The sequence below is a fragment of the Staphylococcus sp. URHA0057 genome, assembly GCF_000620265.1.
Lineage (GTDB): Bacteria > Bacillota > Bacilli > Staphylococcales > Staphylococcaceae > Staphylococcus > Staphylococcus pasteuri.
Window position 1 is genome coordinate 21,312 of sequence record NZ_JHVS01000012.1, and the last position, 21,748, is coordinate 43,059.

At 28.9% G+C, this 21,748-nt stretch carries 25 protein-coding genes; 13 read left to right on the forward strand and 12 right to left on the reverse strand.

All coding sequences use genetic code 11. The annotated features are described in order from the left end of the window. Positions 1–17: 17 nt before the first annotated feature. A complete protein-coding gene (locus N524_RS0108100; protein ID WP_037555666.1) occupies positions 18–1,025 on the forward strand; it encodes a HoxN/HupN/NixA family nickel/cobalt transporter in 1,008 nt (335 codons plus the stop codon). Positions 1,026–1,096: 71 nt separating this feature from the next. After that, positions 1,097–1,954 carry an SDR family oxidoreductase gene (locus N524_RS0108105; protein ID WP_029056222.1) on the forward strand — a complete coding sequence of 286 codons (858 nt, stop codon included), beginning with the start codon at positions 1,097–1,099 and terminating at the stop codon, positions 1,952–1,954. Between the two features lie 54 nt (positions 1,955–2,008). Here the strand turns inward: N524_RS0108105 and N524_RS0108110 are convergent, their stop codons facing one another. Continuing rightward, positions 2,009–3,034, reverse strand: a complete 1,026-nt coding sequence (locus N524_RS0108110; RefSeq protein ID WP_029056223.1) for an SDR family oxidoreductase — start codon at positions 3,032–3,034, stop codon at positions 2,009–2,011. 199 nt (positions 3,035–3,233) lie between these two features. On the opposite strand from N524_RS0108110, the gene N524_RS0108115 reads away from it, so the two are divergent. The 3 genes from N524_RS0108115 (at position 3,234) to N524_RS0108125 (ending at position 5,458) form a co-directional block, all read left to right on the forward strand. Further along, positions 3,234–4,283 (forward strand): ABC transporter permease, encoded by a 1,050-nt coding sequence (locus tag N524_RS0108115; protein WP_029056224.1) that lies wholly within the window; start codon positions 3,234–3,236, stop codon positions 4,281–4,283. A 15-nt stretch (positions 4,284–4,298) separates the two neighbouring features. Further along, on the forward strand, positions 4,299–4,961 hold the full coding sequence (locus N524_RS0108120) for an ABC transporter ATP-binding protein (protein WP_029056225.1): 663 nt from the start codon (positions 4,299–4,301) through the stop codon (positions 4,959–4,961). Between the two features lie 83 nt (positions 4,962–5,044). Beyond that, entirely contained in the window at positions 5,045–5,458 is a 414-nt protein-coding gene (locus tag N524_RS0108125; RefSeq protein WP_017637310.1) for a GNAT family N-acetyltransferase, read from the forward strand. On the opposite strand, the gene N524_RS0108130 is transcribed toward N524_RS0108125, so the two are convergent. From N524_RS0108130 to N524_RS0108150, 5 genes are all read right to left on the reverse strand, one after another. After that, positions 5,442–6,344, reverse strand: coding sequence for a sensor histidine kinase (locus N524_RS0108130; protein ID WP_029056226.1), 903 nt, complete (start codon positions 6,342–6,344; stop codon positions 5,442–5,444). The two genes, N524_RS0108125 and N524_RS0108130, sit on opposite strands and share 17 nt — an antisense overlap. A 17-nt stretch (positions 6,345–6,361) precedes the next feature. Then, positions 6,362–7,117 (reverse strand): ABC transporter permease, encoded by a 756-nt coding sequence (locus tag N524_RS0108135; RefSeq protein ID WP_029056227.1) that lies wholly within the window; start codon positions 7,115–7,117, stop codon positions 6,362–6,364. Beyond that, positions 7,110–8,024: an ABC transporter ATP-binding protein gene (locus N524_RS0108140; protein ID WP_017637893.1), complete on the reverse strand. Its 915-nt coding sequence runs from the start codon at positions 8,022–8,024 to the stop codon at positions 7,110–7,112. The genes N524_RS0108135 and N524_RS0108140 overlap by 8 nt, the downstream gene beginning before the upstream one ends. A gap of 89 nt (positions 8,025–8,113) precedes the next feature. Continuing rightward, the gene (locus tag N524_RS0108145) at positions 8,114–8,782 is read right to left on the reverse strand and encodes a response regulator transcription factor (RefSeq protein ID WP_029056228.1); all 669 of its coding nucleotides are present in this window, start codon (positions 8,780–8,782) and stop codon (positions 8,114–8,116) included. 124 nt (positions 8,783–8,906) lie between these two features. After that, complete coding sequence (locus tag N524_RS0108150) at positions 8,907–9,158, reverse strand: DUF3923 family protein (protein ID WP_017637895.1); 252 nt, start codon at positions 9,156–9,158, stop codon at positions 8,907–8,909. Between the two features lie 207 nt (positions 9,159–9,365). Here N524_RS0108150 and N524_RS0108155 point away from each other — a divergent pair, with 207 nt between their 5' ends. The 3 genes from N524_RS0108155 to N524_RS0108165 all read left to right on the forward strand — a co-directional run bounded on the left by N524_RS0108155 (position 9,366) and on the right by N524_RS0108165 (position 10,628). Next, positions 9,366–9,788: a DUF1433 domain-containing protein gene (locus N524_RS0108155; protein WP_037555661.1), complete on the forward strand. Its 423-nt coding sequence runs from the start codon at positions 9,366–9,368 to the stop codon at positions 9,786–9,788. A gap of 132 nt (positions 9,789–9,920) precedes the next feature. Then, complete coding sequence (locus N524_RS0108160; RefSeq protein ID WP_017638045.1) at positions 9,921–10,100, forward strand: hypothetical protein; 180 nt, start codon at positions 9,921–9,923, stop codon at positions 10,098–10,100. Positions 10,101–10,268: 168 nt separating this feature from the next. After that, a complete protein-coding gene (locus N524_RS0108165; protein ID WP_017638046.1) occupies positions 10,269–10,628 on the forward strand; it encodes a hypothetical protein in 360 nt (119 codons plus the stop codon). Positions 10,629–10,703: 75 nt separating this feature from the next. On the opposite strand, the gene N524_RS0108170 is transcribed toward N524_RS0108165, so the two are convergent. From N524_RS0108170 to N524_RS0108200, 6 genes are all read right to left on the reverse strand, one after another. Beyond that, complete coding sequence (locus tag N524_RS0108170) at positions 10,704–12,398, reverse strand: ABC-ATPase domain-containing protein (protein ID WP_029056230.1); 1,695 nt, start codon at positions 12,396–12,398, stop codon at positions 10,704–10,706. 198 nt (positions 12,399–12,596) lie between these two features. Continuing rightward, positions 12,597–13,376, reverse strand: a complete 780-nt coding sequence (locus N524_RS0108175) for a tandem-type lipoprotein (RefSeq protein ID WP_029056231.1) — start codon at positions 13,374–13,376, stop codon at positions 12,597–12,599. Between the two features lie 72 nt (positions 13,377–13,448). Next, positions 13,449–14,117, reverse strand: a complete 669-nt coding sequence (locus N524_RS0108180) for a DUF5079 family protein (protein WP_029056232.1) — start codon at positions 14,115–14,117, stop codon at positions 13,449–13,451. Positions 14,118–14,317: 200 nt separating this feature from the next. Continuing rightward, positions 14,318–14,905: a DUF5080 family protein gene (locus tag N524_RS0108185; RefSeq protein WP_029056233.1), complete on the reverse strand. Its 588-nt coding sequence runs from the start codon at positions 14,903–14,905 to the stop codon at positions 14,318–14,320. 134 nt (positions 14,906–15,039) lie between these two features. Continuing rightward, positions 15,040–15,414, reverse strand: a complete 375-nt coding sequence (locus tag N524_RS0108190; RefSeq protein ID WP_029056234.1) for a cystatin-like fold lipoprotein — start codon at positions 15,412–15,414, stop codon at positions 15,040–15,042. A gap of 308 nt (positions 15,415–15,722) precedes the next feature. Further along, positions 15,723–16,181, reverse strand: a complete 459-nt coding sequence (locus tag N524_RS0108200; protein ID WP_029056235.1) for a DUF1433 domain-containing protein — start codon at positions 16,179–16,181, stop codon at positions 15,723–15,725. A gap of 429 nt (positions 16,182–16,610) precedes the next feature. Here N524_RS0108200 and N524_RS0108205 point away from each other — a divergent pair, with 429 nt between their 5' ends. The 5 genes from N524_RS0108205 to N524_RS0108225 all read left to right on the forward strand — a co-directional run bounded on the left by N524_RS0108205 (position 16,611) and on the right by N524_RS0108225 (position 21,729). Beyond that, positions 16,611–17,222 (forward strand): DUF5067 domain-containing protein, encoded by a 612-nt coding sequence (locus N524_RS0108205; RefSeq protein ID WP_017637611.1) that lies wholly within the window; start codon positions 16,611–16,613, stop codon positions 17,220–17,222. A 102-nt stretch (positions 17,223–17,324) separates the two neighbouring features. Next, positions 17,325–18,809: a DUF6583 family protein gene (locus N524_RS0108210; protein WP_029056236.1), complete on the forward strand. Its 1,485-nt coding sequence runs from the start codon at positions 17,325–17,327 to the stop codon at positions 18,807–18,809. A gap of 146 nt (positions 18,810–18,955) precedes the next feature. Further along, positions 18,956–20,122, forward strand: coding sequence for an ABC transporter permease (locus N524_RS0108215; protein WP_029056237.1), 1,167 nt, complete (start codon positions 18,956–18,958; stop codon positions 20,120–20,122). Next, complete coding sequence (locus N524_RS0108220; protein WP_017637614.1) at positions 20,119–21,039, forward strand: ABC transporter permease; 921 nt, start codon at positions 20,119–20,121, stop codon at positions 21,037–21,039. Before N524_RS0108215 ends, N524_RS0108220 begins: the two co-directional genes overlap by 4 nt. Positions 21,040–21,054: 15 nt before the next feature. Further along, complete coding sequence (locus N524_RS0108225; RefSeq protein ID WP_029056238.1) at positions 21,055–21,729, forward strand: ABC transporter ATP-binding protein; 675 nt, start codon at positions 21,055–21,057, stop codon at positions 21,727–21,729. Positions 21,730–21,748: the final 19 nt, after the last annotated feature.

Sequence of the window (21,748 nt, forward strand, 5' to 3'; positions counted from 1 at the left end):
GTATTATTTTGAAATTCATGAATCGACAATCATTAAGTTGGTTGCCATACATAAGTATTGTAATTGCACTTCATATCATTGGGTTTAGCTTTTTGTGGTTTGCAGGTAAAGACCACCATATTTTATTTGGCATGGGTATATTGGCATATACATTAGGTTTGCGTCATGCATTTGATGCTGATCACATTGCAGCAATTGATAATACCGTTAGAAAGTTAATTCAACAGAAACGTGATCCAGTAGGTGTTGGATTTTACTTCTCAATTGGACATTCAACTGTTGTATTTTTAATGGCAGTTTTACTAGGTATTTCCGTAAAATGGGCTAAAAGCGAGCTACCACATTTCCAAGAGATTGGTGGCACAATTGGTACTTTAGTATCAGGATTTTTCCTAGTTTTAATTGGCGTATTAAACCTTATAATTCTAGTGTCTTTAGTTCAACTGTTTATGAAATTGCGAAAACAAAAAGGAGTTAATGACGAAGAAATCAATGATTTATTAGAATCTCGAGGATTTATTACAAGATTTGTTGGTCCTTATTTTAAAGTCATTAGTCGAAGTTGGCATGTATTACCATTAGGATTTTTATTTGGTTTAGGCTTTGATACTGCTAGTGAGATTGCATTACTTGCTTTATCATCAGGTGCTTCTCAACAAGCTATTTCATTTATTGGTATTTTGTCATTACCGATTTTATTTGCAGCAGGAATGAGTTTATTAGACACATTAGACGGTGTCATTATGAAATCAGCGTATAATTGGGCATTTTTCAATCCTATTCGTAAAATTTATTACAATATTACGATTACGACTATTTCAGTAATTGCTGCCTTAATCATTGGTTTAATCGAATTATTACAAATAATGGCTGACAAATTTAAATTATCTGGAGGCTTCTGGTCATTTATTGAATCTATACAATTTGATTATTTAGGCTATATTTTAGTCGCATTATTCTTAATCACATGGTTAATTTCTACATTGATTTGGAAATTTGGTAAAGTTGAACAACGTTGGTCTTAAATCTTTGCGATTCTATCAATAACAAAGTAAACTAAGTTCAATTAAAAAATAGAAACTTGGGGTATTTATTCATGAATCAAAAAGTAGCATTAATTACTGGCGCATCAACTGGATTAGGATTTGAAACATCTATTTTATTAGCTAAAAATGGTTATAAAGTATATGCAACAATGCGTAATCTTGAAAAGCAAGAGGATTTAATTAACAAAGCACAAGAATTAAACTTAGATATATATACTAAACATTTAGATGTCACTAATGTAGACAATATTAATCGAGTTGTGAATGATATTGTTGAAACTGAAGGTCGCATTGATATTCTTGTAAATAATGCAGGTGCAGGTTTTGTCAAAACAACAGAACTCGCTACTGATGAAGAAATTATGTGGCAAGTGAATTTAAATTTAATGGGTGTTATTCGTATGACTAAAGCAGTATTACCTACTATGAGAAGTCAAAGAGATGGTCGTATTATTAACATTTCTTCTGTAGGTGGTTTAGTTGGGCAACCGTTTAATGAAATATACTGTGCAACGAAGTTCGGTGTAGAAGGATACACTGAATCTATGGCGAGTTATGTTCAACCTAAATTTAATATTAAGTTTACCGTTATTGAACCTGGTGGCATTCAATCAGAGTTCACGAATAATGTGATGTCACAACTTCAGTCTACGGGTGGTCTTAAAGACGACGAATACAAACCAATTCTTGATAAATATTTAGGTGGTTTGAAGGAAAATTATGGAACAGGATCTTCTCAGACATCTGAAGAGGTTGCAGAAGTTATCCTTAAAACATTAGAAATGAATGAGCCACCAATTCGTACACGTACTTCTGAATGGTCAGAAACATTTACTCAATTAAAAACAAAAGCCGATCCAGATGGTAAAGAACAACAACAACGTGTTGTTAAATTACTTGGGAAATAAAAAATAGAGAGCAAACATCAAAATGATGTCTGCTCTCTATTTTCTTTGTCTTAATTAAAATAAGTTATATTTCGCCATGCTATCTACTGCTTCTAGTACTGCATCTTCTTGTGAACCAATCGGACGCCAACCAAGAATAGATTTAGCTCGTTCATTACTTATATTTCTATTCATATTTAATAGTAATTTACCCTCTTTAGCTTCTTTGTTGAAATAAGCACCAATATTAATTGCAAAGTTAGGTAAAGTTTTAGTTGATACCTTTTCTGAAAGTTCAGGGCGTTTATTTTTCACTAATTTAGCTATTTCTGCTAAGGTAATTTGACCATCTGCAGAAGCAATAAATCGTTTACCATTAGCATCGTCTGATTTCATTGCTAGAACGTGTAAACGAGCAACGTCTCTGACATCAACTACATTTAAAGGTACATTTGGCACACGTTTCATTGATCCATTCATAATGTTTTTAATCATATCAAAGCTACCAGAGACATGGGAATCCATTGATTTCCCTAACACAGCAACTGGATTAATCGTCGCAAATTCAATTTGGTTGTCTTTATTATTAACAAAATCCCAAGCTGCTTTTTCAGCTAATAGTTTTGATTTTTCATAAGCAGAAAGACCTGGTTCATCTTGATTTGTCCAATTTTCTTCAGTTGTAATAGTTGATTTATCTTTGTTACTGAATCCTACTGCACCAAAGTTAGATGTCATAACTACTTTTTTAACATTTTCTTTTTCAGCTGCTCTTAAGATACGTTGAATACCTTCTATCGCTGGTCGAATGACTTCACTTTCATCTTCAGGAATTTCGAAAAATACTGGAGAAGCCACACTTAATACATATTTACATCCGCGCATTACTTCATTCCAATGTTCATCTTTAGAAAGATCTGCTTCAACAAATTCTAATTTATCAGTATTGATATGGTTATTTTGCAATGTTTTGATTACTTGTTGTTTTTTATCTAATTTACGTACAGTTGTACGTACTTCATAGCCGTCTTTTAATAATTCAGAAATGATACGCATACCTAAAAATCCAGTACCGCCTGTTACTAACACTTTATCATTCATAATTTAACCTCCTCAGGTTATCCAATTGAGATTTTATTATATCAGTTTTAACTATCAACTAACTAATTATATGGTTAATACCTGAATATCGATATTTTTAAATTTTTGTCATCATCTAAACTTATACTTCATTCTAAAAAATGGTATCTTTAAGAAATAAAGGTGATGGAACTAATGTTTAAAAGGAGGTTAAGTATGTATGTTCTTAGCTTGGAATGAAATTAAAAGAAATAAACTCAAATTCAGCTTAATTATCGGGATTCTAGTACTCATAAGTTATTTATTATTCTTACTATCTGGCTTAGCTAACGGTTTAATTAAGATGAATACAGAAGGCATTGAAAAGTGGCATGCAAATGCCATTATTTTGAACAAAGATGCTAATCAAACTGTTGAACAATCAGTATTTGATCGTTCTAAAATAAGTAATGAATTTAATGAAGCAACACCTTTAAAACAACAAGGTGTTATTGTTTCAAATGATAATAAAGAAGAAAATGCTTTACTCTTTGGTGTCACTTCAGATTCATTTTTAATACCCAAATTAGTTGATGGCCGTCAAGTTAATAAAGCAAATGAGGTAATCATAGATCAAACGCTTAAAGATAAAGGTTTTAAAATTGGTGATACATTGTCATTATCACAATCAGATGAAAAATTAAAAGTTGTTGGTGTCTCAGAAAGTGCGAAATATAATGCATCTCCTGTTATTTTTTCCAACAACAAAACTATAGAAGAGATTAATCCAGCTTTATCTAAAGATCAAACGAATGCTGTTGTAGTTAAAGATAAAAATTGGAAAAATCATAAGTTAGATAGTGACCTTGAAGGCGTTTCAATTGATCAATTCATTGAAAATCTACCGGGTTATAAAGCTCAGAATATGACACTTAATTTTATGATTTCTTTCTTATTTGTGATTTCAGCAACTGTGATCGGCGTCTTTTTATATGTTATGACGCTTCAAAAAACGCAGTTATTTGGCGTATTAAAAGCACAAGGGTTTACGAATGGATATTTGGCAAAGATGGTGCTTGCTCAAACATTTATATTATCAGTCATTGGTACTGCAATTGGACTCGTACTCACACTATTAACGAGTACTATTTTACCAGATGCTGTTCCTATACAATTTAATATGGGTACGTTATTAATTTTTGGCTTAGTACTTATCATTATTTCATTATTAGGAAGTCTATTTTCAGTATTATCTATTAGAAAAATCGACCCACTAAAAGCAATTGGATAGAAAGGAGTGTGTGCTATGTTAGAGTTCAAAGGCGTTACAAAGTCCTTCAAAGATGGTAATCATATTATTGAAGCAGTTAAACCGACTGATTTGAAATTTAACCAAGGTGAATTAATCGCAATTGTTGGGCCATCTGGTTCTGGTAAGAGTACGTTTTTAACTATGGCTGGCGCGTTACAAACACCAACATCTGGTGAGATATGGATTAACGATAACAATATTTCTAAATTAAACCAAAAAGCATTATCACGAATCAGAATTAAAGAAATTGGATTTATTTTACAATCGACTAATTTAGTACCTTTTTTAACGGTAAAGCAGCAATTTCAGTTATTAAAAAAATATAAAAGAGACACACTTAATAAAGAAGAATACCAAACATTGTTGGAACAATTGGGATTAGTTGAAATAGAAAATCAATTGCCGAGCGAAATATCAGGTGGACAAAAACAACGTGTTGCTATAGCTAAAGCGATATTTACAGACCCATCACTCATTTTAGCTGATGAGCCAACCGCTTTACTCGATACAGATAACGCTATGGCCGTCATGAAAATATTAGAAAACCAAACAAAACAACGAAACAAAACATGTATCATCGTTACACACGACGAACGTCTCACACAATTTTGCGATAAAGTTTATCATATGAAAGACGGCGTGTTAAAAGAGCAATGATTTAAATAAACCTGTTCCCAACAAATTGAAGTTGAGAACAGGTTTTATATATGGGATGATGATATGGATAAGGAGGGCTTACAATGCGTTACATCAGTTCTAAACATATCCCTACTGAAGAATTACAAAAATTATACAATGATGCCGGTTGGTTCAACTATACTTACGATTTAAATAAACTTAACCAAGCTTTTAGTCATTCACTATATGTGTTATCAGTGTGGGATGACACTGAACTTATAGGATTAATTCGACTAGTTGGTGACGGTATTTCAATCGTATTGATTCAAGATTTACTTGTTAAAACTAAATATCAAAATCAAGGTATTGGTTCTAGCCTGATAGATAAAGTATTAAAACGCTATAAAGATGTTATGCAAATAGTCTGTCTTACTGACAATCAAGAAAATACCAAATCATTTTATAAAAAACGGGGATTATCCCATGTTTCAAATTATAATGTTGTAGCTATGGCAGAAATCAAGCCTCATATTTAGGCAATTGAATAGTGATAGTGAATTCATTATTTAGATAATTGGCAGATATATTGCCCTGTTGTATTTCAACTAATCTTTTCACCATATATAAACCTAATCCTGTACTACCGTTATGTCTACTAAAATCAAGGGTGTGTGATCTTTTGAAAATATTAGTTTGTTCACCAATATTGAAAGACTCATCCGTGTCATTACTTATATCTATTTGAATCGTATTTTGTGCATCATAAACCTCGATTTTTACGTACGATTTACCATATTTAAGTATATTTGATATTAAATTAGTTGATATTCTTTCTAAACATACGTTATCTGCCTTTACGAAATAAGGATGACTTTCTTTAAATATTACATCGATAGATTGACTTTCAAATTGACTGAAATAAGTTAAAAATTGCTCTTTCAATAATTCATTAATATTGATTTCTTTTATATCTAAACTATAATCACCAGAATTTAATTTAGTCATTTCGTGAAATAAATTTATCATGGCAATAAGATTATTAGTTTTATTACTTATTATATTTAAATACTTCTTAATGTCTTCTTGTGAATCGGTATCTTGTAATAAATTAGTATACCCTTTGATGGCAGTTAATGGCGTTCTTAAATCATGAGAAATATTAGTAATTTCTTGATTTAACAGTAATTCATGTTGCTTATATGTAGTCACTTCATTTCTCATTGATGTCAAACTCTCATTAATTTCTTTTATGAGTTTTACAGAATCTTTATGATGCGTATTAGTTCGTACAGTTTGATTTGAAGTGATATGCTTTTTTAAATATTTTAACTGTTTTGTGAGCTGTGAAACATCATACTTTAACAATATATATTTATAAATGATGATGATAAGCGCTACAGCCAATATTATATTAATAATCATCTTCTTACATCCTTAATTTAATCTGTAAATTCTTTATTTTTATAAAATAAATAACCGATTGTTAAAAAAACTAATCCCAGTATTAAGCCGATTATCCAATAATGCATACCCAATTCAACAGACTCATTCACATAGTTTTTGAAATTAGTGTCTAATAGTTCTGTAGGAGAATTGTTATAAATAACATCGAATTTATCACTTGCAATAGTTAATAATTCTATAAACATTGAAGATTGATAGTAAAAAATACTTATAATAATAATAACAATCGCTAAGTTAACACGAAAACTATTTATTGCGTGCGCCAATGCAAGACCACCAAATACTACAGGTGCCATATTTATTAAAGACAACAAATAATTTGTTAGTGCTGTTTGATCATATTCAAAGAAAGCAATCCCTAATATTACAGTTACTATAGCACTAATGATCGTTAAAATAAGAAAAGTAATGATATAAACAACGAACTTTCCCCAATAAATTGATGAAACAGAAGTATCAAAAGAGATTGAAATCTTATTTAATGCTTTGTTCTGTTTACTATTTACTAACATATTCATAGAGGCACCAATAACCATAATAAGCAAACCAGCTGTAACGACGTTAACATAGAAAAATTTAGCATTTCCGTATGGGAAAGTAGGTTCAATTTTATCAAAATAAAATAAAATCACTGCTGCTAAAAGCATAAGTAAATTACAAACAATGATATAAATATAGATACCTTTGCTATGGAATACTCTATATAATTCACTTTTAATGTAATTAATCATTATCACTTCCCCCTTTGCTTAAGAAATAATCTTCTAAGTTTGTTGTTTCCATCTTAAACTCTTCAACTGCAACATCATTGTTAAGTAATAATTTATTAATATAACTACTTTCTACACGAGAGGGATCAATAGCAATTGTTTTATTATGTAGTACCTTATATTTAATATTATCGATATTCTGTTCTAATATTCGTACAGCATCATCAGGACTATCAACTTTTACTATAAGTTGTTGCTTACCTTTGTTAAGCAACTGTTCTTTACTAATATCTTCTATAATCTTTCCATCTTCTATAAATACAAATCTATAGGCAAGTTGTTGTAATTCATTCAGAATATGGCTAGAAATTAATATTGTAATCCCTTGTTCTTTGTTTAATTTTAAAATCAAATCACGAAATTCTTTAATACCTTCAGCGTCTAATCCATTAATGGGTTCATCTAACACTAACAAGTCAGGACCAGTTAACAACGCTAATGCTATACCTAGTCTTTGTTTCATACCCAATGAATATTGTCTTATCTTTTTAGTAACGTTCTTTAAACCTACTTGTGCCAATATATTTTCTATTTTTTCTTTATTCGTTACACCTCGTTGAATACTGAAATAATGTAAATTTTGATATGCATTAAAATTCGGAATAAAGTCAGGTGTTTCAATCATAAATCCTATTCGTTTTCTTCCTTGGCTATTAACTTTATTTCCATCTATGTTAAATAGCTTAATACACCCACCTGTAGGATGAATTTGATTTGCTAATAATTTGAATAAAGTCGATTTCCCTGCACCATTTTTACCAATAATCGCACAGATATCTCCCTCATAAAGTTTAAAATCAGTCGGGTATAATCCATAGTTATGTTTAAACTTTTTAGAAAGTTGATTTACTTCTATAACTGGATTCATGCACTCATCTCCTTCGCTATTTCTAAAATTAATATAACGAAATATGTCTTAAATTCCTTTAAGCAAAATATAAAGAAATCATAAAGATTTTATATGAGCATAAATCCTATTCCCCATACGGTTTGAATATATATATCATTTGTATATTGCGAAATTTTCTTTCTAATATTTGATATATGTACATTAATTGTATTATCGTCTCCTAAATATATCCCTTGTATAGCTTCGTATATTTGTTGTTTTGAAAATGCTTTTTCTGGATAACTCATTAACAATTTCAAAATTTCAAATTCAGAATTAGTAAGGTTGATTTCTATATTTTTATAAAATACTTGATATTTGGATGAATCGAGTGTTAAATCTTTCCATTTTAAATTTTCTTTTTTAGGAGTGTTTTCTAAATTCCTTAATTGTACAGAAACTCTTGCTGAGACTTCTTTAGCATCAAAAGGTTTAGTCATATAATCATCTGCGCCTAACTCTAACATTTTCACTTTTTCATCAACATCTGTTTTGGCTGATATTATAATAACTTTGCTATTTGTTTTTTCTTTAATAGAAGGCAATAAATCTTCGCCGCTCATTTCTGGAAGCATTAAATCTAAAATAACTAAATCATAGTCTTTATTTTGAATTGTTTGTAATGCCTCACTACCAGAATAGTTAATCGTTGTATGTATATCCATTTTTGTAAGAGTTAAAGATAAAATATGAGCTATATCAATATCGTCCTCAATTATTAATGCTGTATGTTTCATATCATTTCTCCTAACTATGTCATTTGATTAAAACATCATCATTGAAAATTTTTAGTAAGAACTACTTTTCAAAATCAACTATATAATAACATTAAAAAGTCTAGAGTTTCCCCTAGACCTTAATTTAATACTCGTTGATATTTTTCTTTTGCTTTTTGGAATAAATAATATTAATAACCAACCAAATTAATTGTACAATTAAAAATGGAAGTAACATAAATACACCTAAAATAGCTATGTTAATTAATTTTAATTGCACTGTTTGAACTGCTCCAGAGGCATCGATTTCTCTCATACATAAAAATGCTGATGCACCCGCAAAAAGAATAAGTTCAAATACTAATACTACCCACCATAGTATCCAGGACAATCTCATTAAATAGTCACTCCTTATAAAAGGTATACTGTATATAAACAATAATATTATAAATATTGTATTTTTACAAAAATCAATAATAATATAAGTGATATACTAAAAATGATTATTAATCCTATTCAATTTAAATTGTAGTTATAACAGGTTTTTGTTTTTATAAAATAGGTAATATTAAAATTAACGTTATATAGTAAATCAGGTGAATAAATGAAGAAAATATTAGCGATGAGTACAATTATTTTAGTTTTACTTGTTAGTTGTTTCTTAATTTATAATCATAATGTAAAACAACATTATGTCGATGTTCAGAAGAAACGAATTGAATTGTATCTTAATTATAATTTGAAGGGATTTAATTTTAAGCATATAACTATTACTAAAACATACTCAAATCCCATGGGAGCAAATATCATTAAAGGTTATATCAATTCTGATAAATCATTATATTTTACTGCATCAATATTCAGTGATACAGAATACCAATTTGACGGTGACATATCTTTAACTGAAAAATTAGATTCTTACTTTTTAAAAGAGGATAAATCTACAAATACTAACGATATTATTAAACAAAAGCATCTTGATAAAAAAGACTACGAAGCCAAACCACCAATGTTTTTTGCACTCTAATTCTTTAAATAGATTGATTGAAAACATTTGGAGAATCTCTATATTTAACTACACAGTTCATAATGATATTATAAGTTTAATGCTTATCGTTCGTTAAATATCCAAAAATCAATGGATTGTGAGGTTTTAATTATGTGGCGTAATTTAGAGATAATTGCTTGTACTATTGTATTTTTATTAGCATTATTTATGATTGTCTGGAACATATTTACTGGTTTTAGTATATCTGTTTCTCTACCAATGATTATCATAGCTTTAATTAGTATTTATTATTTGATTAGAGAATTAAAAGCTAAAAATGAAGAAAATTGATGTTAATATATTGGATTGTGAATTGTAGTTTTTTCTAACTACAATTCTTTTTTTATATACATAAAGAGTTTTTTGCTACAATCTACTTTTCACAATTCATTTTATAAATAAAATCAATAATTTTGTGATATTATTTTTATAATAAGTGACATAGTAAGGGGTGGTCATGTGAGAAGAGAGGAATTGAAACCTTTTCGGAATAAATCAGTGGTTGTTACTGGTAGGCTTGAATATATTGGATACAAAAATAAATTAGATCGTGATTTACCATATAAACGAAATGTACGAATTTTACTTAAAGATGTTCAAATTAATGGCATTTCAATAGATCATTTATGGCTTTTCGAGCGTCAAAAGTATTTTAAAATTGGTTTTTCACTTCTCTATAAAAGAGTAAAATTCAGAGCTATTGTTGTGCCCTATTTAAAACTTGGTGAACGGTTTTATATCGAAGATTATGGCATTCAAAGAAAAAGTTCACTCATGACAGAAGAAGAATATAATGAAAATAAACCATTCAAAAGATAATCAATCGATATACATAAATAATGCGCATGCTATCATAGTACATAACGTACAATCTGATACATGCGCATGTTGTTATTATTTCACATTCAACCCACGATATCGGTTTAATGTTCCTATAAGTTCTTGTTTACGAGGTAATGCTAAATTACCTGGATGACCTTGATGATGTGATATTGCTTCTAGACCTTTATGTTCAATAAGTTGATACACATCATCAACAATATCATTGATTATTTTGTTATTATCTAATTCATGTTGTTGGATATAATCGATCATCATCGCGAGTGTGTTAGTCTGACTATCATCTACTAATTGTTCTAAGCCATTAATATCAATCGTTTCTTTTCCATACATAACTGCATGTTGTCCTTTAGCTTTAAGTCGACTATCTTTTCCTTTTTTATTAAAACTATTTTTAAGAGGTATACGAGACGGAATTTCACCAAATGTCTTATGAGAAGTATCTTCACGTTCATATCCTGCTGTTTGAGCAATTTCCTTAGCTTCTTGAGTCACATCTTTCAATACATATTCATCCATCATTAATACTTGATCAGCAACTTCAAAGTAATCACCAGAACCTCCAACGATTAAAATTGTTGAAACATCATAATCATCATACAGAGGTTTCACTCGATTTGAAAATGGGGTAATCGGTTCTTTCTCAGATGCAATTAACTTCTGCATACGTCCATCGCGAATCATAAAATTCGTTGCCGATGTATCTTCATCAATTAATAATACTTTAGTACGTGCTTCTAATGCTTCCATTACATTGGTCGCTTGTGATGTACTACCACTTGCATTATCAGTTGAAAATTGACTAGTATCTTTCTTACCAGGTAAGTGATCAATAAATGGTCGAATATTCACTTTTTCTACACTTCTACCGTCTTCAGCACGTATTTTCATCGCACTATTATTTGTAATTACATACTCACGACCATCGCCATTGATATGATCATAAACACCTCGTTCGAGTGCTTGTAATAAGGTAGATTTACCATGATAGCCGCCACCAACGATTAAAGTAATACCTTTTGGAATTCCCATACCTACAACAGGCTTACCATATGGTACCTCCATTGTTATTTCACATGATTTTGGACTGGTAAATGCAATAGCTTGAGACATCGGCCAATCTGATACGCCATTTTTTCTAGGTAATATGGAATCATTAGCGACAAATGCGATTAAGTTTTGTTGATCTAGTTGTTGTCTAATATATGTTTGATTGAGTTTCAATTCAATTTGGTGTTTTAAAGCTTGTTGATCCATATGTTGGTATTTGAGCGCTTGATCAACGACTTGTGGTAACACTTGAGTCGTTGTTGATGCTGCAGCTTTCCCTAAAATTTTACGTCCTGTAGCAGGTAGACCTACCTCTAGACGTACCTCTATGACGTCATCATTAATAACTACAGATGTGCGTTGAAGCATCTCTTGACCACAACGATCGATAAAGATTTTATGTTGTCCTTTTGCTTTTGATAATATGCTTTTTAATTTTCGAGCTACATTTCTAGTTAAAAAGTCAGCAACTGCAATACGTTTATCTTTTGTATCTAAAAAGTAATCGGGTATGCCAACTACTTTTCTATCTATAATTAGTCTCATTTTTGAAGGCGGCGCAAAAGGGTCTACTTGGACATGGTCGATAGCTAATCGAAAGTCATCAAATTGATACATCCCTTTTGTACGTTTATAAGCACCATATTTTTGTCCATCTATTTGAATTAACATCTTTTTTAATTCTTGTGCTTGTTTCATTAATCATTCTCCTTAAGAACATGACATCTATCTGTAAACATTACCCGTTTAGCATTTTCAATTAAACGTTCAATCATCAATATAAAAAGCCATTTTTAGCTAATCTAAACTAAATGACCCTTAATCAAACTACATTAATACGTAAATTAAAAATCACTTTGCTATAAACTATAACAAAGTAATTTCTTTAATTAATTTTTAGTTATATGTAGGTTGATAACTTATACTATCTGAAAATTTAACTGTTTCCTTTTGATTGCGTATAAATTCAAACTCAATTGTTTTTACGTCACCAGATTCACCACTTAAATCACCAGAACCTTTTAATATTAATTTAGGTGCTTTATTTGTAGGAATATCATAAGTATCTCTTAATTTCTTAACATTATTGTTCCGATTTGTTAAATGATATTGTAATGAATAATTTGGTACTTCAGGATTAATCTCTATATTTCCATTTTTTAATTTTGATAAGTTTTTAAAATTCCCATATTGAGAAAAGAGTTTAAATTTTTTTATTTTTCTTTCTAAATTCTTATTATCTACTTTTTCGCTTAAATGAATTTTATTATTTTTAAGCTCTACAGGATATGTTTTTTCACTTTCATCATCTTCATAACTGTCAGGATTATTTTTATACCTATTTATAAAATAATAACCTTTTGTTTCTTTTTTATTTCTATTCACTTTCAATAGCATACCCTCTGATATTAAATCTTCATTTTTTCCTTGTGTTGCCATAGATGATTGTAGAATCCATTCACCTTTATCATCTTTATCAAATTCTTCATCTCGATATCCTTCTTTGTCATATAGGTCTTCTAAATTTTTGATTGGATACATGTTCAACGTTTTCGCAAAGCTATCTTTGATTTCATTTTCTTTTTTGAGTTTCCATGAATAATAAATCCCAACTATAATGAGGACAATTGCTAAAGGTATAATGATGACTAACAACCATTTTTTTGATATATTCATTTCTTCACATCTTTCTATAATGATAGTTTTTATCTATTAACAGTTACTATTAATTCGTCACTATAATCAAACTTATAATTTTAGCCCTTCGTCCTTAATGTCATTAATTAAAACAGCTAAATAAAAGAAAGATCTCCCTACTAATATATGTATACACATTAAAAAGATACACCCTACCCAAATGACTCTACCTTCTTCAGAATCTGCCGGAGCTATTATTGATACATAAATTAATCCAATTAAACTAGCTATAACTATTAAAATACCTATCAATTTTAAGAATGTATTTTGTTGATTTCCAAATATCTCAAATTCAGAATAACAAAATAAAAACAAACCTAGTAAAGAAATAAAGATAATAGCACCCAATAATAGCCAGTACTCAAACACACTATCCTTACTACCAGAATAAAAAAATACATATGCAGAACTCATCAAATAAGGAACATTATATCCTGCTAATATATTGATGATAAAATAAATAATTATTCTAGATTTATAGTTATATCTATTAAAATTCGCGAAAATTTTTCCTTTTTCTTGTAAATATAAAATTAACCACAATATTAATGAAATCATTAAGTAAACCTTCATATAAGTAGGAATATGTCCAGCAATTCCTACAACTTTATACATAAACAAATAAAACCCAAAGATAATAAAGTTAACTAATGCAAAACCAATTAAATATGAATTTTTTATGTTATTAATACTTAGAACTTGTAAGTTATCTTTACACATTATTATCTTTCTCCTAATTTAATATAGATTTTTCCATTTTTCCCTACTAGTAATCTGAGTTCAATCTACTATCTCAATAATGCGTATTAGAACAGTTATCTAATGACTATAAAAGCACTCTTTCATTCAATTGATAAATCTAAATCATTACTACTATGTACTTATTAAATCTAATAACTCGAACCTAATATAGTTAAAATTCAAATCAATATTACAATAGAAACAAAAATCCATACTGTTACAACCATAGGTATTAACGATTTAAAAAAGAAAATACCAAATTGTTTCTTTCTATATAAATCTAATATAAGCCAAATTAAAATGATAATAATTCCTATAGGTATAAAAATGGAAACCGTTGATAAACTATCTTCTTTTAAATCTGGAGTAATATAAATTTTAGTAAATACCAAAAGTAAAATAGCTACTGCACCATAATATTTTGACTTAGTTCGTGAAGTTTGTATGTCTAGCTTTTGATATTCTAAGTCTTCCTCTTCTTCTTGTAATTTTTTCCCTACCAAATATTTCACTAATTTAGGTTTAATCCAAAAATTTTTCACAGCATAATACATATAAATATATGATCCAATGAGCGTAAATGCTATGTAATTGCTCAAATCATTACCAGACAATTTCCTTCCGATAATATAAACTATTATTAACATTACAATTATAATAATATCTAGAATCACTGATAAAATCGAAATTCCTTCAGACTTCAATAAAGCATCGAATAGAACTAGATAAAATATAATAAACAATCCAATTAATACAAAATATACCAAGTTCCCAGCTCCTTAATCTTTTTCGAATATACTTCTTTGATTAGGTAAATATACTACATGTATGTTATGAATCGATTTGATAGATAATTGTTGAACACTTTTTTCTCTACTATTCTTCTCATTTTTCCTCTCCTTCAGTTTACTTTGATATCTTTATAATCAGCTTTATGTTCTTTAACATATGTTTCTGCGTCGAAGTTCTTCTTATAATAAATTTTGTCATCTTTAAACACATAAGGGATAAAAAACAGGTTACCACTATTTTTGAATGCTTTATAACCTATTATAATAAGTTTTCCATCATCATATACATAGGAATTCACTTTATCTTTATCAAATTCTGGTATAAATTCATCCTCCTTTTTAACCATTTCTTTATGTGTTTCTTGCTGAATTTCCATAATTTTATTTATTTTACTTTGATATTTGTTTTCCTCTTGATTATCACTACAACCACTATTCAATATACTTATCAATATAACTAAAACACCTAAAATAATTTTTTTCATTATCTTCTCCTTAAAAATCATATTTTTAAATTAATTGTACTAGGCAAATTGAAATTATATTTACAAAAAACAATAGAAAACTCGCTATTATATGTACTGAAATGAAAAACTTTAGATATTTATGTTTAATATATTTTAATGAAAAAGATAATATAAAACTGCCCAAGACAACAATTGCTGATGCAATAGGCGTCCAATATGGAAATAATCCCCAAACAAAAACAATCAACATACTACATACAGTTATCAGTATTACGAAACTGCTCATTATTGTTGATAGAATAGCAATAAGCATTAATATCTTCCGCTTAGTGATTCTTTTCATTTTGTTCACCTTCCGATTGTATTTTTCTTAAGGCATCATTAACAGAATTGGTATTTCTTTCTTTTAATATCTCCTTTACAGATTTTAAATTTCTATTTACTTTCTTCTTTTTTAGATTACCGTTTAAAATATAATCTTCTCCATTAAATTTTGGATTATAGTTACCACATTCAGCATCATAGCTTAATTCTTTATTTTTATCTCCATTAATACGGACGATAATATTGTAACTTCCTAGCGGTGAATCACTATTGCTCTTATATACTGTTGTGCTATTAATATTTTTAAAATTATATTTTAAAAACAATTCAATCCGTTTTTCTTCTTTTTGAATATATTGATGCTGAAAATATAAATGAGTACATAATGCACCTATAAAAATGATAATTTCAACGAGAATCAAAATAGCAAATATTCTCAGTATTAATGCGAACCTTTTCATATTTATCCCCCTGAAGTAATACCTCATAATTAGATATTCCCAAAATTTTTAAACCATTCTATCAATCAACTAAAGTCATTAATCTCATTAAATGATTCCCTTAATGAACGATCCTTTTATTCTATAAACTTTATCAAGCAATGACTCAATTTCATTAACCAAAATTGAATTTAATACTATTAGATACACTGTTTTTAAATTTAAAATAAAAATAATTATAATTTAAAATATAACTGATTATTTTAGTTTTATTCATTCAGGCTATCAATATATTTTAACGTAAATATTTTTAAAATAAAGTATTACTTTAGTAACAATTAAATGCTATACTAATTACCATAAATATTCGTTATTTTATTATTCATTTAATATTAATAAGTGAATATTTTCATTACATACTATTATTTTATAATATTGGGAGGTTTAATTATGAAAAAATTACTAGCGTTACTATTTGCGTCAGTATTAGTATTAGCCGCATGTGGTGGTAAGGATGATTCTTCTAAAGATTCATCAAGTAACGATTCTTCTAACAAATCATCAGAAAGTAAAAAGGATTCAAGTGATACAGATTCTGTAAAAGTTGATTCTTCTTCAGATGATAAAAAGAAATCTGATTCTTCTTTCAAAGATGATAAATTATCAAGTAAAAACTTTGATGTTGAAATTTTAGACACTCAAATTGTCGATGCAAGCAAATATGCAGACGATGATAAACCAAATATTGCTATTGTTTATGGTGTTAAAAAGAAAACTGACAAAGAAGATGTAACAGCATCATCAGCATTTGATATGAGTTTTGAAGCATATCAAGATTCTAAAGATGTTAAGAGAGAATTAAAAACTGGGGACGCTTACGATAGCGAATTAGATAGAAAATACGGTGAAAACGGTACTGATGAAATTAATAAAGGCGGTAAAGTTAAAGCTGTTAAGTTCTATAAATTAAAAGATACAAAAACACCTGTGACATTACAAGTTAAAGATCCAGATGACTACAGCAATGATAACCTTGCTAAAAAAGAAATCAAGTTAAAATAATACCAGTAAAGTGACTGAATAAATTGCTCGCAATTATTTGGTCACTTTTGCTAAATATAGCTATTTTTAATTGGGATAACGTACATTTTGGGAGGATATACAATGTCGAAAAAATTAAAAATCATTTTACCCATAGTAATTGGACTATTACTAGTACTAGGAATTGCTTGGGGTGTTTATGCTTTTATTACGAATACACCAAAAAATTCATATTTATTAAGCGAAAAGAAAACCGCTAAGAACTTAGATTCATATATTAATGATCGTTTCAAAAATGAAATGAAATTCCAAGAAAAATATAATGATAATTCTTTCTTATCTAAATTTGAAGTTACTGCAGATGCACCTAAAGATTACATAGAAGACTTAGGTTTGCCCAAATCCGTAGTCGATGGTTCAAAAATTAAAGGTACTGTCGGACACGATCCAGAAAGTAAAAAGAGTATCGTCAATATAGCACCTACTCTAGTTGATGAAGAAATTGGTAAGTTTCAAGCTAGTGCAGATGATAAAAATCAATATTATGAATCACCTTTCTTCAAAGGTGTTTATAGTGTTAAAAATAATGAAATCATTGATACTTTAGCTGAAATACAAGGAACAGACGCTTCTAAACTGAAAGAACAAGGTTATTCAAATGTAAACTTCAATTTGAATAATCAACTTGGTGTTCTACATACTCGTCAAGACGATATCGATAAAGTAACAAAACGGTATACTGATTTAATCACTGATAAATTAGATGATGATGATTTCAAAAAAGGTGATAAAGAAAAAGTGAAAATTGATGGGGAAACTAAGAAAATCAAACCAGTTACTTTATCAATTAGTAGAGAAAAAGCTAAGAAGATAACAGTAGCAGTTTTGAAAAAAGCAAAAGATGATAAAGAGTTATTGAGACTTTCAAATATGAATGAAAAAGAATACAACAAATCAATTAAAGATGCTTTGAAAGATGCTAAAGACGCACAAGATAAAGATTTCCCTAAAATTAAATCAACTATCTATCAGGAAAAACATCAAATTCTCAAACGTGATATCACAATTACTGATTCCGATGATAAAAAGATGAACATCAAAGGTACAAATAAAATTGATGATAACCTAAAAGTGAATTATAAAGTAACAGGAAATGATAATTCATTTGAAATTAAAGGCTCTTCTAAAAAGAAAGATGATAAGTACAAAGATCAATATACATTAACTAGTAGCATCGATTATGACCGCTATTCACTCGATATCGATAACAAAGAGACTCAAAATGACTCAAAACGTAAAGATGCTGGTACATTAACGATTGATGATGGTACAGATAATTATGATATCGACTATGAAAACAACTTAGACACAGACGCGAAGAACAACCAACAAAAACAAAAGTTAAATGTTGAATTCAAGCTAGATGGCGAACCAATTAATATTATTATTAATGCCAATACTAAACTTAAAGAAAAAATTAAGTTCAATACTGACGGTGCAAAAGACTTCAACGCATTATCTAAAAAAGACAAAGAAAAATTAAGTAAAGAAATGGAGAAAAAAGGTAAGGATACATTTAAAAAAGTAGAAAAAAAATTGGATGACTAATTTCAATTATTTTTGTGTATTTAATGTATTTTTAAATATGTTGGCTAATCGCCCCCTATCCATGTAAATATTCAAGGACAAATCAGCAAGCATAAGGGGTGGGACAGCTGTCCTACCCTCTTTATATTATTATTAGGAGTGGTTATTTGAATTCATTAAAGTTGTTTCATATTTACCACTCTTTTTTATTAAAAAAGTGGTACTTATTTGTGTATTTACTATTAATCATAATTGCACTTATTGTCACTTTAACTACTATTCAACATATCAATAAAAATGAATCTAAGTTTACTATTGGCATTGTAGATAAAGATCAATCCAAAGAAACACAACTTATTTTAGGATCTGTTGGTAAAGGTAGCAATTTAGGAAAGAATGTATCATTGAAAAAATATAATGAAAATGAAGCACATCAATTATTAAAACAACAAAAATTACAAGGTTATTTTGTCTTTGATAAGGGTATGACAAAAGCTTTTTATAAAAATGGTAGGCTTCCTATTTCAGTTTATACATATGACAAACAATCCACTAAAAGTGTAGTGATAAATCAACTCACCCATTCAGTATATGACCGTCTAATGCTATCTATGGGAGGAATACTAAGTTTTTCACATCTTGCTGACAAACCATCAGACCAAGATACATTAATGACTATGACAGACATGTTGTTTACCGGACTTAATCGTACTGGTTCCTTTGATTATGAATCTATCCATATTTATGACACTGGAAGTTATTATGTTGTTACTGGCTATCTACTTTCCATATTTGTTCTTTGTTTATCACTTTTCACCGTTTTGAAAATGAATCAAGAATCAGCACTTAAAGAACGTTTACAAATGTTTCATTTTTCTTTTGAAAAGTTAACACTTGTACGTGGATTCATCTCTTGGTTTTATACCTTGTTGTGGTCAGCAATAGGTTTTGTTTGGATTCAATCTGCTTTGCATAGTGCTTTCAGAACATATAATTGGCCTACGGTAGCCATCCAATTAGTATATTTGGTCACGATTTTGGTCTTATGTCTCATCATTATTGATTTAGTATCAAAATCTTGGTTGAATTTACTCCTAAAAGTTAGTCTAAGCATACTCATTATTGGATTTTCAGGGATTACTATTCCTACTATTTTCTTCCAACATATATTGAATGATGTTTTAATTAGCCAACCGTTTAGTTTAGTAACGAATCAAATGCTAGAAATTACTTTAAACAACTATATTTTAGATTCACATCCAGCGTTCTATTTTAGTTTAATTGTATTAATTTTAGCATTGCTAATCATACTTGCTTGGAGGTATCGTCGATGAAACCGTATATCCAACTCGTTATTAAAAAGCAATGGTTCGCTTATTTTATATTTATTTTGACGATTATGCTGGCATTAGGTGCATTATGGATCGCTCACAAATCTGCAAGTCAAACGTTTAAAATTCCAATTGCAGTCCAAGATATGAGTCACAGTAAAGCATCTAAACAACTGATTCATCAAATGGATTCAAGTCCATACGTAGAAATTCAATATTTATCTAAAGACGATTTTTATATTGATGACTTGGTTAAGAAAAAAGAAGTTATGGTAAGTCTGCAAATCCCCAAAGATTTCAATAGTAAACTAAAAAACAATAATTTAAAATCCTCAATCCCTTTGTATGGACGAGATGATTTTATTGGTAGTATAGCTGTCGAAATTGTGAGTCGTTCTTTATATGAACAACAGATACCATATATCATTCAAGAACACTTAGACGATATGAATCAAACAAAATCTCACTCAGATATCCAAAATCAATATTATAAAGATACACCTAAATCACAATTAACAACGCATTCTATAACTCAAAACGCAAATCAATCTATCTCCATTGGTGTTGTATTTGCATGTGTCATCATGGTTAGTGCCATTCAAATTTTATTACATCAGCGTCTCAAACAAAACGCACCATTACAGCGACTTTTCCTAACTAATCATAGTCAACTTAAACTTTATAGTACGTATGTCGTTACACATGTTTTTATTTTAATAATTATACTCATTGGCATTAGCTTAGTTATTCATCAACCATTAAGCATATTCTTTTATTTAAAATCATTAATCATATTAGTTATTTACGAATTAGGCATTGCTTTATTACTATTTAAAATTAATGTACTGAGTCATCGTATATTTATGGCTATTGTCTATGCCATTGTTATGAGTGTCATTTATCTATGGATTCAATTGTAAAGGAGTGTGAACTAGATGATAAACATTAATGACGTAAGTAAAAGTTATAGAAATAAACATATTTTCGATAAACTCAATATGCAAATTCAAGATAATCAAATTACTATTTTATTAGGAGAAAATGGTGCTGGGAAATCAACTTTATTACGTTTAATTGCTGGTATTGAAAAGGTAGATTCTGGTTCCATACAATATTTTAACCAAACACTAACTAAACGTCATATTAAAGATATGGTCGGTTATGTTCCACAAGATATCGCACTTTTTGAACATATGACAGTTAATGAAAATATTAACTTTTTCAAGTCACTGTGTAATAATCCTGTATCAGAAGAGACAATACAAGATTATTTATCACAGTTAAATTTTAAAGAAACTAAAGTTAAAGTTTCCAATTTATCAGGTGGTAATAAACGTAAAATTAATATTTTAATTGGATTGCTCAGTAATCCTCATATTTTAATACTTGATGAACCAACCGTTGGAATTGATCTTGAGTCAAGATATGATATACACCGCCTATTAGAGCAATTAAAATCACATTGTTTAATTATCATGACTACACATCATTTAGACGAAGTAGAAGTTTTAGCAGATGAAATTAAACTTATTGGACAAAACCCGTTTTATCAAGAAATGCTTGAAGATAAACATTGGCACTATGAAAAATATAATAATGCATTAACTTAAAACATAGTTAAAGGAGAAC